Raw genomic sequence first — 17,646 nt, forward strand, 5'->3', positions numbered from 1 at the left:
ATGGAAGAAAAGCTGCGCTTCGCAATCCGCGAAGGCGGCCGTACCGTCGGCGCCGGCATCGTCGCTTCGATTGTTGAATAACAATCGATAAGACGATGGCGAAAGCTGCCGACGGCAACAAAGGTGGTGCAAATGGCGCGCAAGCGCGATTTGCATGCGGCGCCGGCATCGTAGCGTCCATCGTCGAGTAATCTTCGGATTCATCGGTTTCAGAAGGCCCCGCTGGAAACAGCGGGGCCTTTGCCGTTTTGGGTACGCGACGGCGGGAGGGAGGTGCTCGACCAGGGCAAGTTAGCCCTAACTGTCTGCCGCCTCAGCTGCGCGCTATAAGCAAGCGTCACCGTCAAGGCGAGGGGCATGCGGCGTCCTGTCTGATCAATGGGGGCCACGAGGTCGTCGCGTTGATTCGCCTTACCCTGCAGCCGATGGCGCAGGCAGCGGCTGAATCTTCGCCGTATATTGTCGCACCGGAATTGTTTGAGGTCAGAGAGGGGCAGGGCGCTCCTATGATGGCGCGTAACGGATCACCCAGGGCGAACATAGAAAAGACGGCAAACGCCGTTGCCGGGCGCCTGTGTTTCGGCATCAATATGCCGGAAACGGCCGCCGTCGGCGATCTGCATGAGGCGGGCGGGAGATCGCTCGGGGTTTGCCTTCGGAAAAAGAAGCCAGGATGGTTCAGAATTCTTTCTTTTTTCCGGCAAAGGTGCTTGTCATCCTGCGGCAAACTGAATAATAAGCCGCAGACTTCACGCGGCGCTTCGGCTTTCAAGCATTCGGCGCTGCTGGTCTAGGGGTATAGCTCAGTTGGTAGAGCGGCGGTCTCCAAAACCGCAGGTCGTAAGTTCGAGCCTTACTGCCCCTGCCATTCGACACAGCGCAGAATATGCAGCGGTGCTGCTGGCAGACTATACAGGGAGAAGGCTCGTCTTCTCCGGCTAATTTCGCAAAAAGACCGTTGACCTCTTGTGATTTATGGAATCGGTCTTTATGTAGGGTTCAAACAGACACGCGGCGCGTGGGGCTGATCGTCAGCTTTACGGGCCGTTAAGGCGTGAGCATTCAATGGCATCCAAAACAAATCCATTTACGTTTCTGCAGCAGGTGCGCTCCGAGACGGCGAAAGTGACATGGCCTTCGCGGCGTGAGACGATGATCTCGACGCTGATGGTATTCGTCATGGTCTTCTTTGCGGCTATCTTCTTTTTTGCTGCGGACCAACTGATGGGCTGGCTGATTGGCCTCGTCCTGAATGCTGGCGTTTGAACGGTTGGGGATGAATATGGCAGCGCGTTGGTACATCGTTCACGCCTACTCGAATTTCGAGAAGAAGGTCGCTGAATCGATCGAGGAGAAAGCCAAGCAGAAGGGCCTGAGCCATCTGTTTGAAAAGATTCTCGTTCCGACCGAAAAGGTCGTCGAGGTTCGTCGTGGCCGCAAGGTCGATGCCGAGCGCAAGTTCTTTCCGGGTTACGTGCTGGTGCGCGCCAACCTGACGGATGAGGCCTATCACCTCATCAAGAATACACCCAAGGTCACGGGGTTCCTCGGTTCCGACAACAAGCCGGTTCCGATCCCTGATTTTGAAGCAGAGCGCATTCTCGGTCAGGTTCAGGACGGTGTTGATCGTCCGAAGCCTTCGATCTCCTTCGAGGTCGGCGAGCAGGTGCGTGTATCCGACGGTCCGTTTGCTTCGTTCAATGGTATCGTGCAGGACGTTGACGAGGAGCGTTCGCGCCTCAAGGTCGAAGTGTCCATCTTCGGCCGCGCAACGCCGGTGGATCTTGAGTACGCTCAGGTCGAGAAAGTCTGATTTCTGAAGGCTGCAGCGCTGAATTCTGTTCGGCTGCGCAGCTTTCGTTTGGTTTTGCCGGATCGATGTATCCGGCAGATGCGGGCAAGCCCGCAAGTCGCGTGGAAGGGCGCCGGTCTTAGCCGGATCGGTCAGTCCGCACCACGCAACCGCAGCCGCCGTCCTTTTGAAAGGGCGGCATGAGAGGCCGGGAAACCGGTTGTAACGTTTCCGGTTCCGGTTCGCATATGGCGGGCAGGAGTGCCGGGAAAACCATAAAGGCAGAGAGAAATGGCTAAGAAAGTTGCAGGCCAGCTCAAGCTTCAGGTCAAGGCAGGATCGGCAAACCCGTCCCCGCCAATCGGCCCGGCACTTGGTCAGCGTGGCGTAAACATCATGGAATTCTGCAAGGCGTTTAATGCCGCCACGCAGGAACTGGAAAAGGGCATGCCGATCCCGGTCGTCATCACCTACTACCAGGACAAGTCCTTCACCTTCATCATGAAGCAGCCGCCGGTCAGCTACTTCCTGAAGAAGGAAGCGAAGCTGACAGCCGGTTCGAAGACGCCCGGCAAGGGCCCCAAGGCCGGTACCCTCACCAAGGATCAGGTTCGCAAGATCGCTGAAGCCAAGATGAAGGATCTGAACGCGGCTGATATCGAAGGCGCAATGGCAATGGTTGAGGGCTCCGCCCGCTCCATGGGCCTGGAAGTGGCAGGTTGAGACCATGACAAAGATTGCAAAGCGCGTACAGAAGACCCGCGAAGGCATCGACCCGACGAAGCTCGTCGCGCTGTCGGAAGCCATCACCCTGGTCAAGGCCCGGGCGATCGCCAAGTTCGATGAAACCATCGAAGTTGCGATGAACCTCGGCGTTGATCCGCGTCACGCCGACCAGATGGTCCGTGGCGTCGTCAACCTGCCGAACGGCACTGGCCGTACGGTTCGCGTCGCCGTGTTCGCACGTGGCGCCAAGGCTGATGAAGCCAAGGCAGCCGGCGCAGACGTCGTTGGTGCAGAAGATCTCGTCGAGATCGTCCAGGGCGGCAAGATCGATTTCGATCGTTGCATCGCAACCCCGGACATGATGCCGCTCGTCGGCCGTCTCGGTAAGGTTCTCGGCCCGCGCGGCATGATGCCGAACCCGAAGGTCGGAACCGTCACGATGGACGTCGCCGGTGCTGTCAAGGCATCGAAGGGCGGCGCTGTCGAGTTCCGCGTCGAAAAGGCCGGTATCGTTCATGCAGGCATCGGCAAGGCATCGTTCGATGCTGTTGCTCTTGAAGAAAACATCCGCGCTTTCGCAGATGCCGTCATCAAGGCAAAGCCGGCTGGCGCCAAGGGCAACTACGTCAAGCGCGTGGCGATTTCCTCGACCATGGGCCCGGGCGTCAAGATCGACCCGTCGACGGTCAGCGCCTAATCACGTTTATCCGGGCCTCTGGTCCGGTCACAGATTTCCGGCTCTTCGGGGCCGGAAATTCCGGGATCAAACCCGGAACTCCTGTCCGAGATTGCAGGTGGTTATCCCTTAATCACTTCAGCCTGCATGAGATGGGTGAGTCCCGAATTTCATTTGACGCGCGCAAGCGTGGAAATTCGGTTCGAACCTCGGCTTGCCTTGTGCCGGAACCGCTCAAACGGGACCGCGCAGGGGACAGGATCCTCGAGCGTCGCTTGGGATCATCTCTGATCCCATGTGGCAAAGGCAAACCGACTGGTCCCGTGTTTTGCGGTCCAGTCAACTGGAGATAGGCAGTGGAAAGAGCGGAAAAACGCGAATTCGTCACGGAGCTGAACGAGTCCTTCAAGGGCGCCGGTTCGGTTGTCGTGGCCCACTATGCTGGTGTCACAGTCGCACAGATGAACGACTTCCGTTCGAAGATGCGCGCTGCTGGCGGCACCGTCAAAGTCGCGAAGAACCGCCTGGCCAAAATTGCCCTTCAGGGTACGGAAGCCGAAGGGATGACAAATCTCTTCAAGGGTCAGACGCTGGTAGCATTCAGCGCCGATCCCGTAACGGCTCCGAAGGTCGTCATGGATTTCGCCAAGACCAACGACAAGATCGTTGTCCTGGGCGGCGCCATGGGCGCAACCACGCTCACCGCGGATGCAGTCAAGTCGCTTGCGACCCTGCCGTCGCTGGACGAGCTGCGTGCAAAGCTGCTGGGTATGATTCAGACCCCGGCAACGCGCATCGCATCGGTTGTTGCAGCACCGGCAAGCCAGCTTGCCCGCGTGTTTGCGGCCTACGCCAAGAAGGACGAGGAAGCCGCATAAGGCGGTTTTTCGTTGTTTATATCTAACCAAGTTCGAACCGAACAAAAGGAACTAAAAAATGGCTGATCTCTCTAAGATCGTTGAAGACCTCTCCTCGCTGACCGTTCTGGAAGCTGCAGAACTGTCGAAGCTTCTTGAAGAAAAGTGGGGCGTTTCCGCCGCTGCTCCGGTAGCTGTTGCTGCTGCCGGTGGCGCTGCTGCCGCTGTTGTTGAAGAAGAAAAGACTGAATTCGACGTCATCCTCGCTGATGCCGGCGCAAACAAGATCAACGTCATCAAGGAAGTCCGCGCGATCACAGGCCTCGGCCTGAAGGAAGCCAAGGACCTCGTTGAAGCCGCTCCGAAGGCTGTCAAGGAAGGCGTTTCCAAGGCTGAAGCTGCTGATCTCAAGAAGAAGCTGGAAGACGCTGGCGCCAAGGTTGACGTCAAGTAATTCTGCCTACTTTAAAGGAGGGGTGGCCATGCAAATGGCCGCCTCTCTTTGACCGCTTTCTGAACGTATTACCCAAAAGCCTATTGAAAACGGCTTTTGGGTAATGGGTTCTTCAAGAGGATAGTCTCGAACCAAAGACGCCACAGCAATCCGTGCTAAGCGTTTTCGGGGGTTGGACGAGATTGAACGACCCATTGATTGACGGTGCCGACTGGCCAGCGGTCGCCGTCTGTTGCAGGCCCGGGTGCAATTTTTAAAGGAGCGACGATGGCTCAGACCCTTTCGTTTAACGGTCGCAGGCGCGTACGCAAGTTTTTTGGTAAAATTCCAGAAGTCGCAGAAATGCCGAACCTCATCGAGGTTCAGAAGGCATCCTACGATCAGTTCCTCATGGTGGACGAGCCGCAGGGCGGCCGTCCGGATGAGGGGCTTCAGTCCGTTTTCAAGTCCGTCTTCCCGATCACGGATTTCTCCGGCGCTTCGATGCTCGAGTTCGTGTCCTACGAATTCGAACAGCCGAAGTTCGACGTCGAGGAATGCCGTCAGCGCGATCTGACCTACGCAGCGCCGCTGAAGGTGACGCTGCGCCTCATCGTGTTCGATATCGACGAGGATACGGGCGCGAAGTCCATCAAGGACATCAAGGAACAGAACGTCTACATGGGCGACATGCCGCTCATGACCAACAATGGTACGTTCATCGTCAACGGCACCGAGCGCGTCATCGTCTCCCAGATGCACCGTTCGCCGGGCGTGTTCTTCGACCACGACAAGGGCAAGAGCCATTCGTCGGGCAAGCTTTTGTTCGCTGCCCGCGTCATCCCGTATCGCGGCTCCTGGCTCGACATCGAATTCGATGCCAAGGACGTTGTGCACGCCCGTATCGACCGCCGCCGCAAGATTCCGGTGACGTCGCTGCTGATGGCGCTCGGCATGGATGGCGAAGAAATCCTCGAGACCTTCTACACCAAGTCGCTCTATCAGCGCGACGGCAAGGGATGGCGGATTCCGTTCCAGCCGGAGGTTCTGAAAGGTCAGAAGGCTCTCTCCGACCTGATCGACGCCGATACCGGCGAAGTGGTCGTTGAATCCGGCAAGAAGCTGACGCCGCGCCTGTTGAAGACGCTGACGGAAAAGGGCCTCAAGGCCATCAAGGCTACGGACGACGAACTTTACGGCAACTTCCTTGCTGAAGATCTGGTCAATCCGTCCACCGGTGAAATCTTCCTGGAAGCCGGCGACGAAATCGACGAGAAGTCGCTCGGCGTCATTCTCACATCCGGTTTCGACGAAATCCCGGTTCTCGACATCGACCATATCAATGTCGGTGCGTATATCCGCAACACGCTTTCGGTCGACAAGAACGAAAACCGTCAGGACGCTCTGTTCGACATCTACCGCGTCATGCGTCCGGGCGAGCCGCCGACCATGGATTCGGCCGAAGCCATGTTCAACACGCTGTTCTTCGATTCGGAGCGTTACGACCTCTCCGCCGTCGGCCGCGTCAAGATGAACATGCGTCTTGACCTCGATGCCGCCGATACGGTCCGTATCCTGCGCAAGGAAGACATCCTGGCCGTTGTCCGGATGCTGGTCGACCTGCGCGACGGCAAGGGCGAAATCGACGACATCGACAACCTCGGCAACCGCCGTGTTCGCTCGGTCGGCGAGCTGATGGAAAATCAGTACCGCCTCGGCCTGCTGCGCATGGAGCGTGCGATCAAGGAACGCATGTCGTCGATCGAAATCGACACCGTCATGCCGCAGGACCTGATCAACGCCAAGCCGGCTGCTGCCGCCGTTCGCGAATTCTTCGGTTCCTCGCAGCTGTCGCAGTTCATGGACCAGGTCAACCCGCTGTCGGAAATCACCCACAAGCGCCGTCTTTCGGCTCTTGGCCCGGGTGGTCTGACGCGCGAACGCGCAGGCTTCGAAGTCCGCGACGTTCACCCGACCCATTACGGCCGTATCTGCCCGATCGAAACGCCGGAAGGCCCGAACATCGGTCTGATCAACTCGCTGGCTACCTTTGCCCGCGTCAACAAGTACGGCTTCATCGAAAGCCCTTACCGCAAGATCATCGACGGTAAGGTTACCAAGGACGTCGTCTACCTGTCGGCGATGGAAGAAGCCAAGTATCACGTGGCTCAGGCCAACTCCGAACTCAACGAAGACCAGTCCTTCGTTGAAGAGTTCGTCGTTTGCCGTCATGCCGGCGACGTTATGCTCGCACCGCGCGACATCGTGAACCTGATGGACGTTTCGCCCAAGCAGCTCGTGTCTGTTGCGGCGGCTCTCATCCCGTTCCTTGAAAACGATGACGCCAACCGCGCGCTCATGGGCTCCAACATGCAGCGTCAGGCCGTGCCTCTGCTGCGTGCCGAAGCCCCGTTCGTCGGTACCGGCATGGAACCGATCGTTGCCCGCGACTCCGGTGCTGCGATCGCGGCCCGCCGCGGCGGCGTCGTCGACCAGGTCGATGCGACCCGTATCGTTATCCGTGCGACGGAAGACCTCGAAGCTGGCAAGTCCGGCGTCGATATCTACCGCCTGCAGAAGTTCCAGCGTTCCAACCAGAACACCTGCGTCAACCAGCGTCCGCTGGTCACCGTCGGTGACATTCTGAACAAGGGCGACATCATCGCTGACGGTCCGTCGACCGATCTCGGTGATCTGGCTCTCGGCCGCAACGCGCTCGTCGCGTTCATGCCGTGGAACGGCTACAACTACGAAGACTCGATCCTGCTCTCCGAGCGTATCGTTCGCGACGACGTATTCACCTCCATCCACATCGAAGAATTCGAAGTGATGGCGCGTGATACCAAGCTTGGTCCGGAAGAAATCACCCGCGACATTCCGAACGTTTCGGAAGAAGCGCTGAAGAACCTCGACGAAGCCGGTATCGTCTACATCGGTGCGGAAGTGGCTCCTGGCGACATTCTCGTCGGCAAGATCACCCCGAAGGGCGAAAGCCCGATGACGCCGGAAGAAAAGCTTCTGCGCGCCATCTTCGGTGAAAAGGCGTCCGACGTCCGCGACACCTCCATGCGCATGCCTCCGGGCACCTTCGGCACCATCGTCGAAGTCCGCGTCTTCAACCGCCATGGCGTGGAAAAAGACGAACGTGCGATGGCGATCGAGCGGGAAGAGATCGAGCGTCTGGCCAAGGACCGCGACGACGAACAGGCGATCCTCGATCGCAACGTCTACTCGCGTCTTCTCGACATGCTGCGCGGCCACGTCGCCGTAGCCGGTCCGAAGGGCTTCAAGAAGGGCACCGAGCTTTCAAACGCCGTCATCTCCGAATATCCCCGCTCGCAGTGGTGGATGTTTGCGACGGAAGACGAAAAGGCACAGGGCGAGATCGAAGCGCTCCGCGGCCAGTACGACGAATCCAAGTCGCTGCTCGAGCATCGCTTCATGGACAAGGTCGAAAAGGTCCAGCGCGGCGATGAAATGCCTCCGGGCGTCATGAAGATGGTCAAGGTCTTCGTCGCCGTGAAGCGCAAGATCCAGCCGGGCGACAAGATGGCCGGCCGTCACGGCAACAAGGGTGTGGTTTCCCGCATCGTGCCGATCGAAGACATGCCGTTCCTGGAAGACGGCACGCATGTCGACGTCGTCTTGAACCCGCTCGGCGTGCCTTCGCGCATGAACGTCGGCCAGATCCTTGAAACCCATCTGGGTTGGGCCTGCGCCGGCATGGGCAAGAAGATCGGTGCCATGCTCGATGCCTATAAGGCGGGCGCTGATATTCAGCCGCTGCGCGATACCATCGACAGCGTCATCGGCTCCGGTCCGAAGGGCGAACCGATCAAGGACTACGACGATGAATCGATCGTCCGTCTGGCCGAGCAGACCCGTCGCGGCGTTTCGATCGCAACGCCGGTCTTCGACGGTGCTGTCGAAGCCGACGTCAACGAGATGCTGGAACAGGCAGGCCTGAAGGTTTCCGGTCAGTCGACGCTCTATGATGGCCGTACCGGCGATCAGTTCGACCGTCAGGTGACCGTCGGCTACATCTACATGCTGAAGCTGAACCACCTTGTCGACGACAAGATTCACGCCCGTTCGATCGGTCCTTACTCGCTCGTCACCCAGCAGCCGCTCGGTGGTAAGGCGCAGTTCGGCGGTCAGCGCTTCGGGGAAATGGAAGTCTGGGCTCTGGAAGCCTACGGCGCCGCCTACACCCTGCAGGAAATGCTGACGGTGAAGTCCGACGACGTGGCCGGCCGTACCAAGGTCTACGAAGCGATCGTCCGTGGCGACGACACCTTCGAGGCCGGTATTCCGGAGAGCTTCAACGTTCTCGTCAAGGAAATGCGCTCGCTGGGCCTCAGCGTCGAACTGGAGAATTCCAAGCTCGACGAACTCAACGCGGCAAACCAGCAGCTGCCGGACGCGGCCGAGTAAACATCAAGGTGCGTGCCGCTTTTCCAAGCGGCGCGCACCGTTTCCACCCGGATCTCGCGTAAGCGGGGCAGGGTAGGAAATGCGGCCGCATTTCATGCGGTTTTATCCGTTTCGTGCAGGAAGCCGGCGCCCGGGATTTGCCGCGCTCTCTGCCAAGCTCAGGGCGATAGCCCATAAAGGAGATAGGCATGAACCAAGAGGTCATGAACCTTTTCAATCCGCAGGTGCCTGCGCAGACCTTCGATTCCATCCGGATTTCGATTGCGTCGCCGGAGAAGATTCTCTCCTGGTCCTACGGTGAGATCAAGAAGCCGGAAACCATCAACTACCGCACGTTCAAGCCGGAACGCGACGGCCTGTTCTGCGCGCGTATCTTTGGCCCGATCAAGGACTATGAGTGCCTGTGCGGCAAGTACAAGCGCATGAAGTACAAGGGCATCATTTGCGAAAAGTGCGGCGTCGAAGTGACGTTGTCGCGCGTTCGCCGTGAGCGCATGGGCCATATCGAGCTTGCAGCTCCCGTCGCCCATATCTGGTTCCTGAAGTCCCTGCCGAGCCGCATCGCGACGCTGCTCGACATGACGCTGAAGGATATCGAGCGCGTCCTCTATTTCGAAAACTACATCGTCACCGAGCCGGGCCTGACTTCCCTCAAGGAAAATCAGCTTCTCTCGGAAGAAGAATACATGATCGCCGTCGACGAGTTCGGCGAAGATCAGTTCACAGCGATGATCGGTGCTGAAGCCATCTACGAGATGCTGGCGTCGATGAACCTCGAAAAGATCGCCGGCGACCTGCGCGCGGAAATGGCTGACACCACGTCCGAGCTGAAGCAGAAGAAGCTGATGAAGCGCCTGAAGATCGTCGAGAACTTCATGGAATCCGGCAACCGCCCGGAATGGATGATCATGAAGGTCGTCCCGGTCATCCCGCCGGACCTGCGTCCGCTGGTGCCGCTGGATGGCGGCCGTTTCGCGACGTCCGATCTCAACGACCTCTATCGCCGCGTCATCAACCGGAACAACCGTTTGAAGCGCCTGATCGAGCTTCGTGCGCCTGGCATCATCATCCGCAACGAAAAGCGCATGCTGCAGGAATCCGTTGACGCCCTGTTCGACAACGGCCGCCGTGGCCGCGTCATCACCGGTGCCAACAAGCGTCCGCTGAAGTCGCTGTCCGACATGCTCAAGGGCAAGCAGGGCCGCTTCCGTCAGAACTTGCTCGGCAAGCGCGTCGACTATTCCGGCCGTTCGGTCATCGTGACCGGCCCGGAACTGAAGTTGCACCAGTGCGGCCTGCCGAAGAAGATGGCGCTCGAACTGTTCAAGCCGTTCATCTACGCCCGCCTCGACGCCAAGGGTTATTCCTCGACCGTCAAGCAGGCCAAGAAGCTGGTTGAAAAGGAAAAGCCGGAAGTCTGGGATATCCTCGACGAGGTCATCCGCGAGCATCCGGTTCTCCTGAACCGCGCACCGACGCTCCACCGCCTGGGCATCCAGGCCTTCGAACCGACCCTGGTTGAAGGCAAGGCAATCCAGCTGCATCCGCTCGTCTGCACGGCCTTCAACGCCGACTTCGACGGTGACCAGATGGCCGTTCACGTCCCGCTGTCGCTGGAAGCGCAGCTGGAAGCCCGCGTCCTGATGATGTCGACCAACAACATCCTGCACCCGGCAAACGGCGCGCCGATCATCGTTCCGTCGCAGGACATGGTTCTCGGCCTCTACTATCTGTCGATCCTGAACCAGAACGAGCCGGGCGAAGGCATGGCCTTCTCCGATCTCGGCGAACTGCATCACGCGCTTGAAACCAAGTCGGTGACGCTGCACGCCAAGATCCGCGGCCGCTTCAAGACCGTCGATGCCGAAGGCAAGCCGGTTTCGAAGATCTATGAAACCACGCCTGGCCGCATGCTCATCGGCGAACTTCTGCCGAAGAACGCCAACGTGCCGTTCGACGTCTGCAACCAGGAACTGACCAAGAAGAACATCTCCAAGATGATCGACACGGTCTACCGTCATTGCGGCCAGAAGGACACGGTCATTTTCTGCGACCGCATCATGCAGCTCGGCTTTGCCCATGCCTGCCGCGCCGGCATTTCGTTCGGCAAGGACGACATGGTCATTCCGGATACCAAGGCCAAGATCGTCGGTGACACCGAAAGCCTGGTGAAGGAATACGAACAGCAGTACAATGACGGCCTGATCACTCAGGGCGAAAAGTACAACAAGGTTGTCGACGCCTGGGGCAAGGCAACGGACAAGGTCGCCGAAGACATGATGGCCCGCATTAAGGCTGTCGAATTCGACGATAACGGCCGTCAGAAGCCGATGAACGCCATCTACATGATGTCGCACTCCGGCGCCCGTGGTTCTCCGAACCAGATGCGTCAGCTGGGCGGCATGCGCGGCCTGATGGCCAAGCCGTCGGGTGAAATCATCGAGACGCCGATCATCTCGAACTTCAAGGAAGGCCTGACCGTTAACGAGTACTTCAACTCGACACACGGTGCCCGTAAGGGTCTCGCAGACACCGCCTTGAAGACCGCCAACTCCGGTTACCTGACACGCCGTCTCGTCGACGTCGCGCAGGATTGCATCGTCAACTCGGTGGATTGCGGTACCGAAACCGGCCTCACCATGACCGCCATCGTCGATGCCGGTCAGGTCGTTGCCTCCATCGGTGCCCGCGTTCTCGGCCGTACGGCTCTCGACAATATCGATCACCCGATTACCGGTGACCGTATCGTCGATGCCGGCCGCATGATCCTCGAGGCCGATGTCGTCGAAATCGAAAAGGCTGGCATCCAGTCGATCCGTATTCGCTCGGCACTGACCTGCGAAATCCAGACCGGCGTCTGCGGCGTCTGCTACGGCCGTGACCTTGCCCGCGGTACCCCTGTCAACATGGGTGAAGCGGTCGGCGTTATCGCTGCTCAGTCGATCGGTGAACCGGGCACGCAGCTCACCATGCGTACGTTCCACCTTGGTGGCACGGCAACGGTGGTCGACAGCTCGTTCCTGGAAGCGTCGTATGAAGGTACGATCCAGATCAAGAACCGCAACATGCTGCGCAACTCGGAAAACGTTCTCGTCGCGATGGGCCGTAACATGGCGGTCCAGATTCTCGACGAACGTGGTGTCGAGCGCTCCTCGCAGCGTGTCGCCTACGGTTCGAAGATCTTTGTCGATGATGGTGACAAGGTGAAGCGCGGCCAGCGTCTGGCCGAGTGGGACCCCTACACACGCCCGATGATGACGGAAGTCGAAGGTACGGTTCATTTCGAAGATATCGTCGACGGTATCTCCGTTCTGGAAGCGACCGACGAAGCGACCGGCATCACCAAGCGTCAGGTTATCGACTGGCGTTCGACGCCGCGCGGTATCGACCTGAAGCCGGCAATCGTCATCAAGGACAAGAACGGCGCAGTCATGAAGCTGTCGCGTGGTGGCGACGCCCGCTTCATGCTTTCGGTCGACGCCATTCTGTCGGTCGAGCCGGGCACCAAGGTCTCCCAGGGTGACGTGCTTGCACGTTCGCCGCTGGAAAGCGCCAAGACGAAGGACATCACCGGTGGTCTGCCGCGCGTTGCCGAACTCTTCGAAGCGCGCCGTCCGAAGGATCACGCGATCATCGCCGAAATCGATGGTACGATCCGGTTTGGCCGCGACTACAAGAACAAGCGCCGCGTGCTGATCGAGCCTGCGGAAGACGGTGTGGAGCCGGTCGAATACCTGATCCCGAAGGGCAAGCCCTTCCATCTTCAGGATGGCGACTATATCGAAAAGGGTGACTACATCCTCGACGGTAACCCGGCACCGCACGACATCCTGGCGATCAAGGGCGTGGAGGCACTCGCTTCCTACCTCGTGAACGAAATCCAGGAAGTCTACCGTCTGCAGGGCGTTGTGATCAACGACAAGCACATCGAGGTGATCGTTCGCCAGATGCTGCAGAAGGTGGAAGTGACCGACGCCGGTGACTCGACCTATATCGTTGGCGACAGCGTCGACCGCATCGAACTGGAAGATGTCAACGATCAGCTGATCGAACAGGGCAAGAAGCCGGCTTACGGCGATCCGGTCCTGCTCGGCATCACCAAGGCATCGCTGCAGACGCCGTCCTTCATCTCGGCCGCTTCCTTCCAGGAGACGACCAAGGTGCTGACGGAAGCTGCGATCGCCGGCAAGACCGACGGCCTGCAGGGTCTGAAGGAAAACGTCATCGTCGGCCGCCTCATCCCGGCCGGCACCGGTGGCACGATGACCCAGATCCGCCGCATTGCCACGGCCCGCGACGAGATGATCCTCGAAGAGCGCCGCAAGGGCACGGGCGCAGACGCCGCAACGCCGATGCTCGCCGACATGGCGGCCAAGGAAGAAGCAGCAGCCGAATAAGGCTCGAAAGGCGAGGGCGGTTCTGCCGCCCTCGCTCTCCCATTGAAAAAGCCGCCCGGAGCGATCCGGGCGGCTTTTTGCATCTCAGAGGAAGGGAGCCGGGAAGCTCGGCGGCAACCCGGCATTAAATTCGCTGTCCGTCAGCCGAACTTGATGATCGCCACTTCGCCGGTCAGCGCGCCCTGATAGGCGGAGGCGTGCGGCTCTTCGTTGGGAACGTCGGTCAGCGTGCCGATCTGGTCGAGGTCGGCTTCGAGGAACCCTTCCTCGGCAAGCGCGTTGAGGGCTTCGCGCACGGCCGTATCGTCGTCCGGCGCGCGCAGCATCACGTGGATGTCCACACCCTCGTCATCGCCATCCTGTTCATAGGCCTTGCCGATGATGATGAAGATCATCGGTCCGTCGAGGTTGTTGTCGTTATCCGGGATGGCAGTCATGGCTGTTTCCTCTTTCGAAAGATGTGTGCAATGACTTTACAGGGTATTGCAGCGCAGCGCGTCCTAAAAAACACTCTTCCACGACGAATCGTGCCGGGCAGGGGGCGATTCTTTCCCGTCCGGGCTGGATTGTGAAATTGCTTTATGATTCTTTAAGTTGAATGCCGGGCGCTGGCATTTCAGGTCCCCTCAACGGTCCCGCTGCCGCGCTCATGCCCTCAAAGCCTTGTTTTGCAGGCATGTCAGCGCTGTGGCACCAAGAATATTTGTTAATTCCCCTTGACTGGACACCCCGAAATCAGTACACCCCGCCCCATCGGAGCCCATGTGAGGCTGGCTGGTTCGGAACGACACGTTCTGGAGTTTGCCTCAAACAAGGCTCGAAACGCACGCTGAAGACCAAAATGATGCACGCAAGACGCTGAAACTTGGGCGTCCTCTGCTTTTTGCGGGCCATCTGCTGAAAAGCGGATCGGTCCTCGTTTTGCGCATTTGTGAAGCGTTCGAAACCGCCGGAGACGGCATTGATCCGCCCGCAAGGGTAAAGAGACAGAATTTGTAAGGGATGGTTATATGCCTACCGTAAACCAGCTGATCCGCAAGCCGCGTCAGGCACAGGTAAAGCGCAACAAGGTTCCTGCCCTGCAGGAAAACCCGCAGAAGCGTGGTGTTTGCACCCGCGTTTACACGACGACCCCGAAGAAGCCGAACTCGGCTCTGCGTAAGGTTGCCAAGATCCGCCTGACCAACGGCTTCGAAGTCATCGGCTACATTCCGGGTGAAGGTCACAACCTTCAGGAACACTCCGTGGTGATGATCCGCGGCGGCCGTGTAAAGGACTTGCCGGGCGTTCGGTACCACATCATTCGCGGCGTTCTCGATACCCAGGGTGTCAAGAACCGTAAGCAGCGCCGTTCGAAGTATGGTGCGAAGCGTCCGAAGTAATTCGGGTTCCACGATTTTAGGCGCTGCGCGAGGTTCTCCGCGTGTTAAGGCGCCGGTTCAAAGTTGAGAGACAAAAGTATGTCACGTCGTCATAGTGCAGAAAAGCGCGAGATCAATCCGGACCCGAAGTTCGGCGATCTGGTCGTCACCAAGTTCATGAATGCAATCATGCTTCATGGTAAGAAGTCGGTTGCTGAAAGCATCGTTTACGGTGCGTTCGATGCGGTCCAGGGCAAGCTGAAGCAGGAGCCGGTCACCGTGTTCCATTCCGCGCTCGACAACATCGCTCCGCACGTCGAAGTGCGTTCGCGCCGCGTCGGTGGTGCAACCTACCAGGTTCCGGTCGATGTTCGTCCTGAGCGCCGCCAGGCTCTTGCCATTCGCTGGCTGATCGCTGCTGCCCGCAAGCGCAACGAAACCACCATGATCGATCGCCTCTGCGGCGAACTCATGGATGCTGCGAACAACCGTGGCAGTGCCGTGAAGAAGCGCGAAGACACGCACAAGATGGCTGACGCCAACCGTGCATTCTCGCATTATCGCTGGTAATCGACGAACAAATTTCGAAAGGCAGTCATTATGGCTCGCGAATATAAAATCGAAGACTACCGCAATTTCGGTATCATGGCGCATATCGACGCCGGTAAGACCACGACCACCGAGCGGATTCTGTACTACACGGGCAAGTCGCACAAGATCGGCGAAGTCCATGACGGCGCTGCCACCATGGACTGGATGGAGCAGGAGCAGGAACGCGGTATCACCATCACGTCCGCCGCCACCACGACCTTCTGGAAGGGCCGTGACGGCAAGATGCGCCGCTTCAACATCATCGACACCCCCGGCCACGTCGACTTCACCATCGAGGTCGAGCGTTCGCTGCGCGTTCTCGACGGTGCGATCGCTCTGCTCGACGCCAACGCCGGTGTTGAGCCGCAGACGGAAACCGTCTGGCGCCAGGCTGAGAAGTACCATGTTCCGCGGATGATCTTCTGCAACAAGATGGACAAGACCGGCGCCGATTTCTACCGTTCGGTTTCGATGATCAAGTCGCGTCTCGGTGCGATCCCGGTTGTCATGCAGCTGCCGATCGGCGCTGAAACCGAATTCAAGGGCGTTATCGATCTGATCGAGATGAACGCTCTCATCTGGCGCGACGAGTCGCTCGGCGCTCAGTGGGACGTTGTCGAAATCCCGGACGACATGAAGGAAAAGGCCGCGGAATACCGCGAGCTCCTGATCGAGACCGTTGTCGATATCGACGAAACCGCCATGGAAAACTACCTGAACGGCGTCATGCCCGACAACGATCAGATCCGTGCGCTGGTTCGCCGCGGCACCATCGACGTGAAGTTCCATCCGATGTTCTGCGGTACGGCTTTCAAGAACAAGGGCGTTCAGCCTCTGCTCGACGCCGTCTGCGATTACCTGCCGTCGCCGCTCGACATTCCGTCGATCAAGGGCATCGACGTCAAGACCGAAGCCGAAATCGAGCGTCATCCGTCCGATGACGAGCCGCTTTCGATGCTCGCCTTCAAGATCATGAACGACCCCTTCGTCGGTTCGCTCACCTTCGCCCGTATCTACTCCGGCAAGCTCGAAAAGGGCACGTCGGTCATGAACACGGTCAAGGAAAAGCGCGAGCGCGTCGGCCGTATGCTGCAGATGCATTCCAACTCCCGTGAAGACATCGAAGAAGCCTTTGCCGGCGACATCGTTGCTCTCGCAGGCCTCAAGGAAACCACCACCGGCGACACGCTCTGCGATCCGCTGAAGCAGGTTATCCTCGAGCGCATGGAATTCCCCGAGCCGGTCATCCAGATCGCCATCGAGCCGAAGACCAAGGGCGACCAGGAAAAGATGGGCCTTGCGCTCAACCGCCTGGCTGCTGAAGATCCTTCGTTCCGCGTCAAGACGGATGAAGAATCCGGCCAGACGATCATCGCCGGCATGGGTGAACTTCACCTCGACATCCTCGTCGACCGCATGCGCCGCGAATTCAAGGTTGAAGCTACCGTCGGCGCGCCGCAGGTTGCCTACCGTGAATCGATCACGAAGAAGCACGAAGAAGACTACACGCACAAGAAGCAGTCCGGTGGTACCGGCCAGTTCGCCCGCGTCAAGATCATCTTCGAACCGAACGAAGAAGGCGATGACTTCAAGTTCGAATCCAAGATCGTCGGCGGCTCGATCCCGAAGGAATACATCCCCGGCGTCCAGAAGGGCATCGAAAGTGTTCTGTCTTCGGGCCCGCTTGCTGGCTTCCCGATGCTCGGCGTCAAGGCAACCCTGATCGACGGCGCGTTCCATGACGTCGACTCCTCGGTTCTCGCCTTCGAAATCGCCTCCCGCGCCTGCTTCCGTGAAGCGGCAAAGAAGGCCGGCGCTCAGCTTCTCGAGCCGATGATGAAGGTCGAAGTCGTAACGCCGGAAGATTACGTCGGTGACGTGATCGGCGATCTGAACTCGCGTCGCGGTCAGATCCAGGGCCAGGAATCGCGCGGCATCGCCGTCGTGATCAACGCCAACGTGCCGCTGGCCAACATGTTCAAGTACGTGGACAACCTGCGCTCGATGAGCCAGGGCCGTGCACAGTACACGATGACCTTCGATCACTATGCGCCGGTTCCGTCGAACGTGGCACAGGAAATCCAGGCGAAGTACTCCGGTCAGAAATGACCGGAGCCTAACGCCAGCTGACAGAAACAAGAGAATTACCCCTTGATAGGGGTCAGAAAACGGAGAGCCGGAAATGGCAAAGAGCAAATTTGAGCGCAACAAGCCGCACGTTAACATTGGCACGATCGGCCACGTTGACCATGGCAAGACGTCGCTGACGGCAGCGATCACGAAGTATTTCGGCGAGTTCAAGGCATACGACCAGATCGATGCCGCTCCGGAAGAAAAGGCGCGTGGTATCACCATTTCGACGGCGCACGTCGAATATGA

Annotated in this window: 15 protein-coding genes and 1 tRNA gene; 15 read left to right on the forward strand and 1 reads right to left on the reverse strand. The window is 58.8% G+C overall.

The window, feature by feature from the left end; genetic code table 11:
* The 11 genes from ADU59_RS29895 to rpoC form a co-directional block, all read left to right on the forward strand.
* Positions 1-81, forward strand: an 81-nt coding sequence (locus tag ADU59_RS29895; RefSeq protein WP_010051863.1) for an EF-Tu C-terminal domain-related protein, incomplete at its 5' end; no start/stop codon positions are given.
* Between the two features lie 320 nt (positions 82-401).
* Positions 402-794, forward strand: coding sequence for a hypothetical protein (locus ADU59_RS30490; protein WP_139093249.1), 393 nt, complete (start codon positions 402-404; stop codon positions 792-794).
* Positions 793-868, forward strand: a tRNA-Trp gene (locus ADU59_RS29210). The genes ADU59_RS30490 and ADU59_RS29210 overlap by 2 nt, the downstream gene beginning before the upstream one ends.
* Positions 869-1,065: 197 nt before the next feature.
* Entirely contained in the window at positions 1,066-1,266 is a 201-nt protein-coding gene (secE, locus tag ADU59_RS29215) for a preprotein translocase subunit SecE (RefSeq protein WP_037214163.1), read from the forward strand.
* A gap of 16 nt (positions 1,267-1,282) precedes the next feature.
* A complete protein-coding gene (gene nusG / locus ADU59_RS29220) occupies positions 1,283-1,813 on the forward strand; it encodes a transcription termination/antitermination protein NusG (RefSeq protein WP_060505015.1) in 531 nt (176 codons plus the stop codon).
* A 270-nt stretch (positions 1,814-2,083) separates the two neighbouring features.
* Positions 2,084-2,515 (forward strand): 50S ribosomal protein L11, encoded by a 432-nt coding sequence (gene rplK, locus ADU59_RS29225; protein WP_068959358.1) that lies wholly within the window; start codon positions 2,084-2,086, stop codon positions 2,513-2,515.
* Positions 2,516-2,519: 4 nt separating this feature from the next.
* On the forward strand, positions 2,520-3,215 hold the full coding sequence (gene rplA / locus ADU59_RS29230) for a 50S ribosomal protein L1 (protein WP_068959360.1): 696 nt from the start codon (positions 2,520-2,522) through the stop codon (positions 3,213-3,215).
* Between the two features lie 335 nt (positions 3,216-3,550).
* Positions 3,551-4,072 (forward strand): 50S ribosomal protein L10, encoded by a 522-nt coding sequence (rplJ, locus tag ADU59_RS29235; RefSeq protein WP_068959361.1) that lies wholly within the window; start codon positions 3,551-3,553, stop codon positions 4,070-4,072.
* Positions 4,073-4,130: 58 nt separating this feature from the next.
* Positions 4,131-4,505, forward strand: a complete 375-nt coding sequence (rplL, locus tag ADU59_RS29240; protein WP_068959363.1) for a 50S ribosomal protein L7/L12 — start codon at positions 4,131-4,133, stop codon at positions 4,503-4,505.
* Positions 4,506-4,772: 267 nt separating this feature from the next.
* Entirely contained in the window at positions 4,773-8,918 is a 4,146-nt protein-coding gene (gene rpoB, locus ADU59_RS29245) for a DNA-directed RNA polymerase subunit beta (RefSeq protein WP_068959365.1), read from the forward strand.
* A 188-nt stretch (positions 8,919-9,106) separates the two neighbouring features.
* Positions 9,107-13,315: a DNA-directed RNA polymerase subunit beta' gene (gene rpoC, locus ADU59_RS29250; protein WP_068959366.1), complete on the forward strand. Its 4,209-nt coding sequence runs from the start codon at positions 9,107-9,109 to the stop codon at positions 13,313-13,315.
* A 140-nt stretch (positions 13,316-13,455) separates the two neighbouring features.
* Here the strand turns inward: rpoC and ADU59_RS29255 are convergent, their stop codons facing one another.
* Positions 13,456-13,752: a transcriptional regulator gene (locus ADU59_RS29255; RefSeq protein ID WP_068959368.1), complete on the reverse strand. Its 297-nt coding sequence runs from the start codon at positions 13,750-13,752 to the stop codon at positions 13,456-13,458.
* Between the two features lie 573 nt (positions 13,753-14,325).
* On the opposite strand from ADU59_RS29255, the gene rpsL reads away from it, so the two are divergent.
* The 4 genes from rpsL to ADU59_RS29275 form a co-directional block, all read left to right on the forward strand.
* The gene (rpsL, locus tag ADU59_RS29260; RefSeq protein ID WP_003507760.1) at positions 14,326-14,697 is read left to right on the forward strand and encodes a 30S ribosomal protein S12; all 372 of its coding nucleotides are present in this window, start codon (positions 14,326-14,328) and stop codon (positions 14,695-14,697) included.
* Between the two features lie 78 nt (positions 14,698-14,775).
* A complete protein-coding gene (rpsG, locus tag ADU59_RS29265) occupies positions 14,776-15,246 on the forward strand; it encodes a 30S ribosomal protein S7 (protein ID WP_068959370.1) in 471 nt (156 codons plus the stop codon).
* Between the two features lie 30 nt (positions 15,247-15,276).
* Positions 15,277-17,376, forward strand: coding sequence for an elongation factor G (gene fusA, locus ADU59_RS29270; RefSeq protein ID WP_068959372.1), 2,100 nt, complete (start codon positions 15,277-15,279; stop codon positions 17,374-17,376).
* A 73-nt stretch (positions 17,377-17,449) separates the two neighbouring features.
* Positions 17,450-17,646, forward strand: a 197-nt coding sequence (locus tag ADU59_RS29275; protein WP_016734010.1) for a GTP-binding protein, incomplete at its 3' end; no start/stop codon positions are given.

The sequence above is a fragment of the Pararhizobium polonicum genome, assembly GCF_001687365.1.
GTDB lineage: Bacteria > Pseudomonadota > Alphaproteobacteria > Rhizobiales > Rhizobiaceae > Pararhizobium > Pararhizobium polonicum.

Bases quoted from the DNA above. Each gene is read 5' to 3' on its own strand.
- rpoB (WP_068959365.1), top strand. From the start codon at position 4,773: ATGGCTCAGACCCTTTCGTTTAACGGTCGCAGGCGCGTACGCAAGTTT.
- rpsG (WP_068959370.1), top strand. From the start codon at position 14,776: ATGTCACGTCGTCATAGTGCAGAAAAGCGCGAGATCAATCCGGACCCG.
- fusA (WP_068959372.1), top strand. From the start codon at position 15,277: ATGGCTCGCGAATATAAAATCGAAGACTACCGCAATTTCGGTATCATG.
- rplA (WP_068959360.1), top strand. From the start codon at position 2,520: ATGACAAAGATTGCAAAGCGCGTACAGAAGACCCGCGAAGGCATCGAC.
- secE (WP_037214163.1), top strand. From the start codon at position 1,066: ATGGCATCCAAAACAAATCCATTTACGTTTCTGCAGCAGGTGCGCTCC.
- rplL (WP_068959363.1), top strand. From the start codon at position 4,131: ATGGCTGATCTCTCTAAGATCGTTGAAGACCTCTCCTCGCTGACCGTT.
- rplK (WP_068959358.1), top strand. From the start codon at position 2,084: ATGGCTAAGAAAGTTGCAGGCCAGCTCAAGCTTCAGGTCAAGGCAGGA.
- nusG (WP_060505015.1), top strand. From the start codon at position 1,283: ATGGCAGCGCGTTGGTACATCGTTCACGCCTACTCGAATTTCGAGAAG.
- ADU59_RS29255 (WP_068959368.1), bottom strand. From the start codon at position 13,752: ATGACTGCCATCCCGGATAACGACAACAACCTCGACGGACCGATGATC.
- rpoC (WP_068959366.1), top strand. From the start codon at position 9,107: ATGAACCAAGAGGTCATGAACCTTTTCAATCCGCAGGTGCCTGCGCAG.
- rpsL (WP_003507760.1), top strand. From the start codon at position 14,326: ATGCCTACCGTAAACCAGCTGATCCGCAAGCCGCGTCAGGCACAGGTA.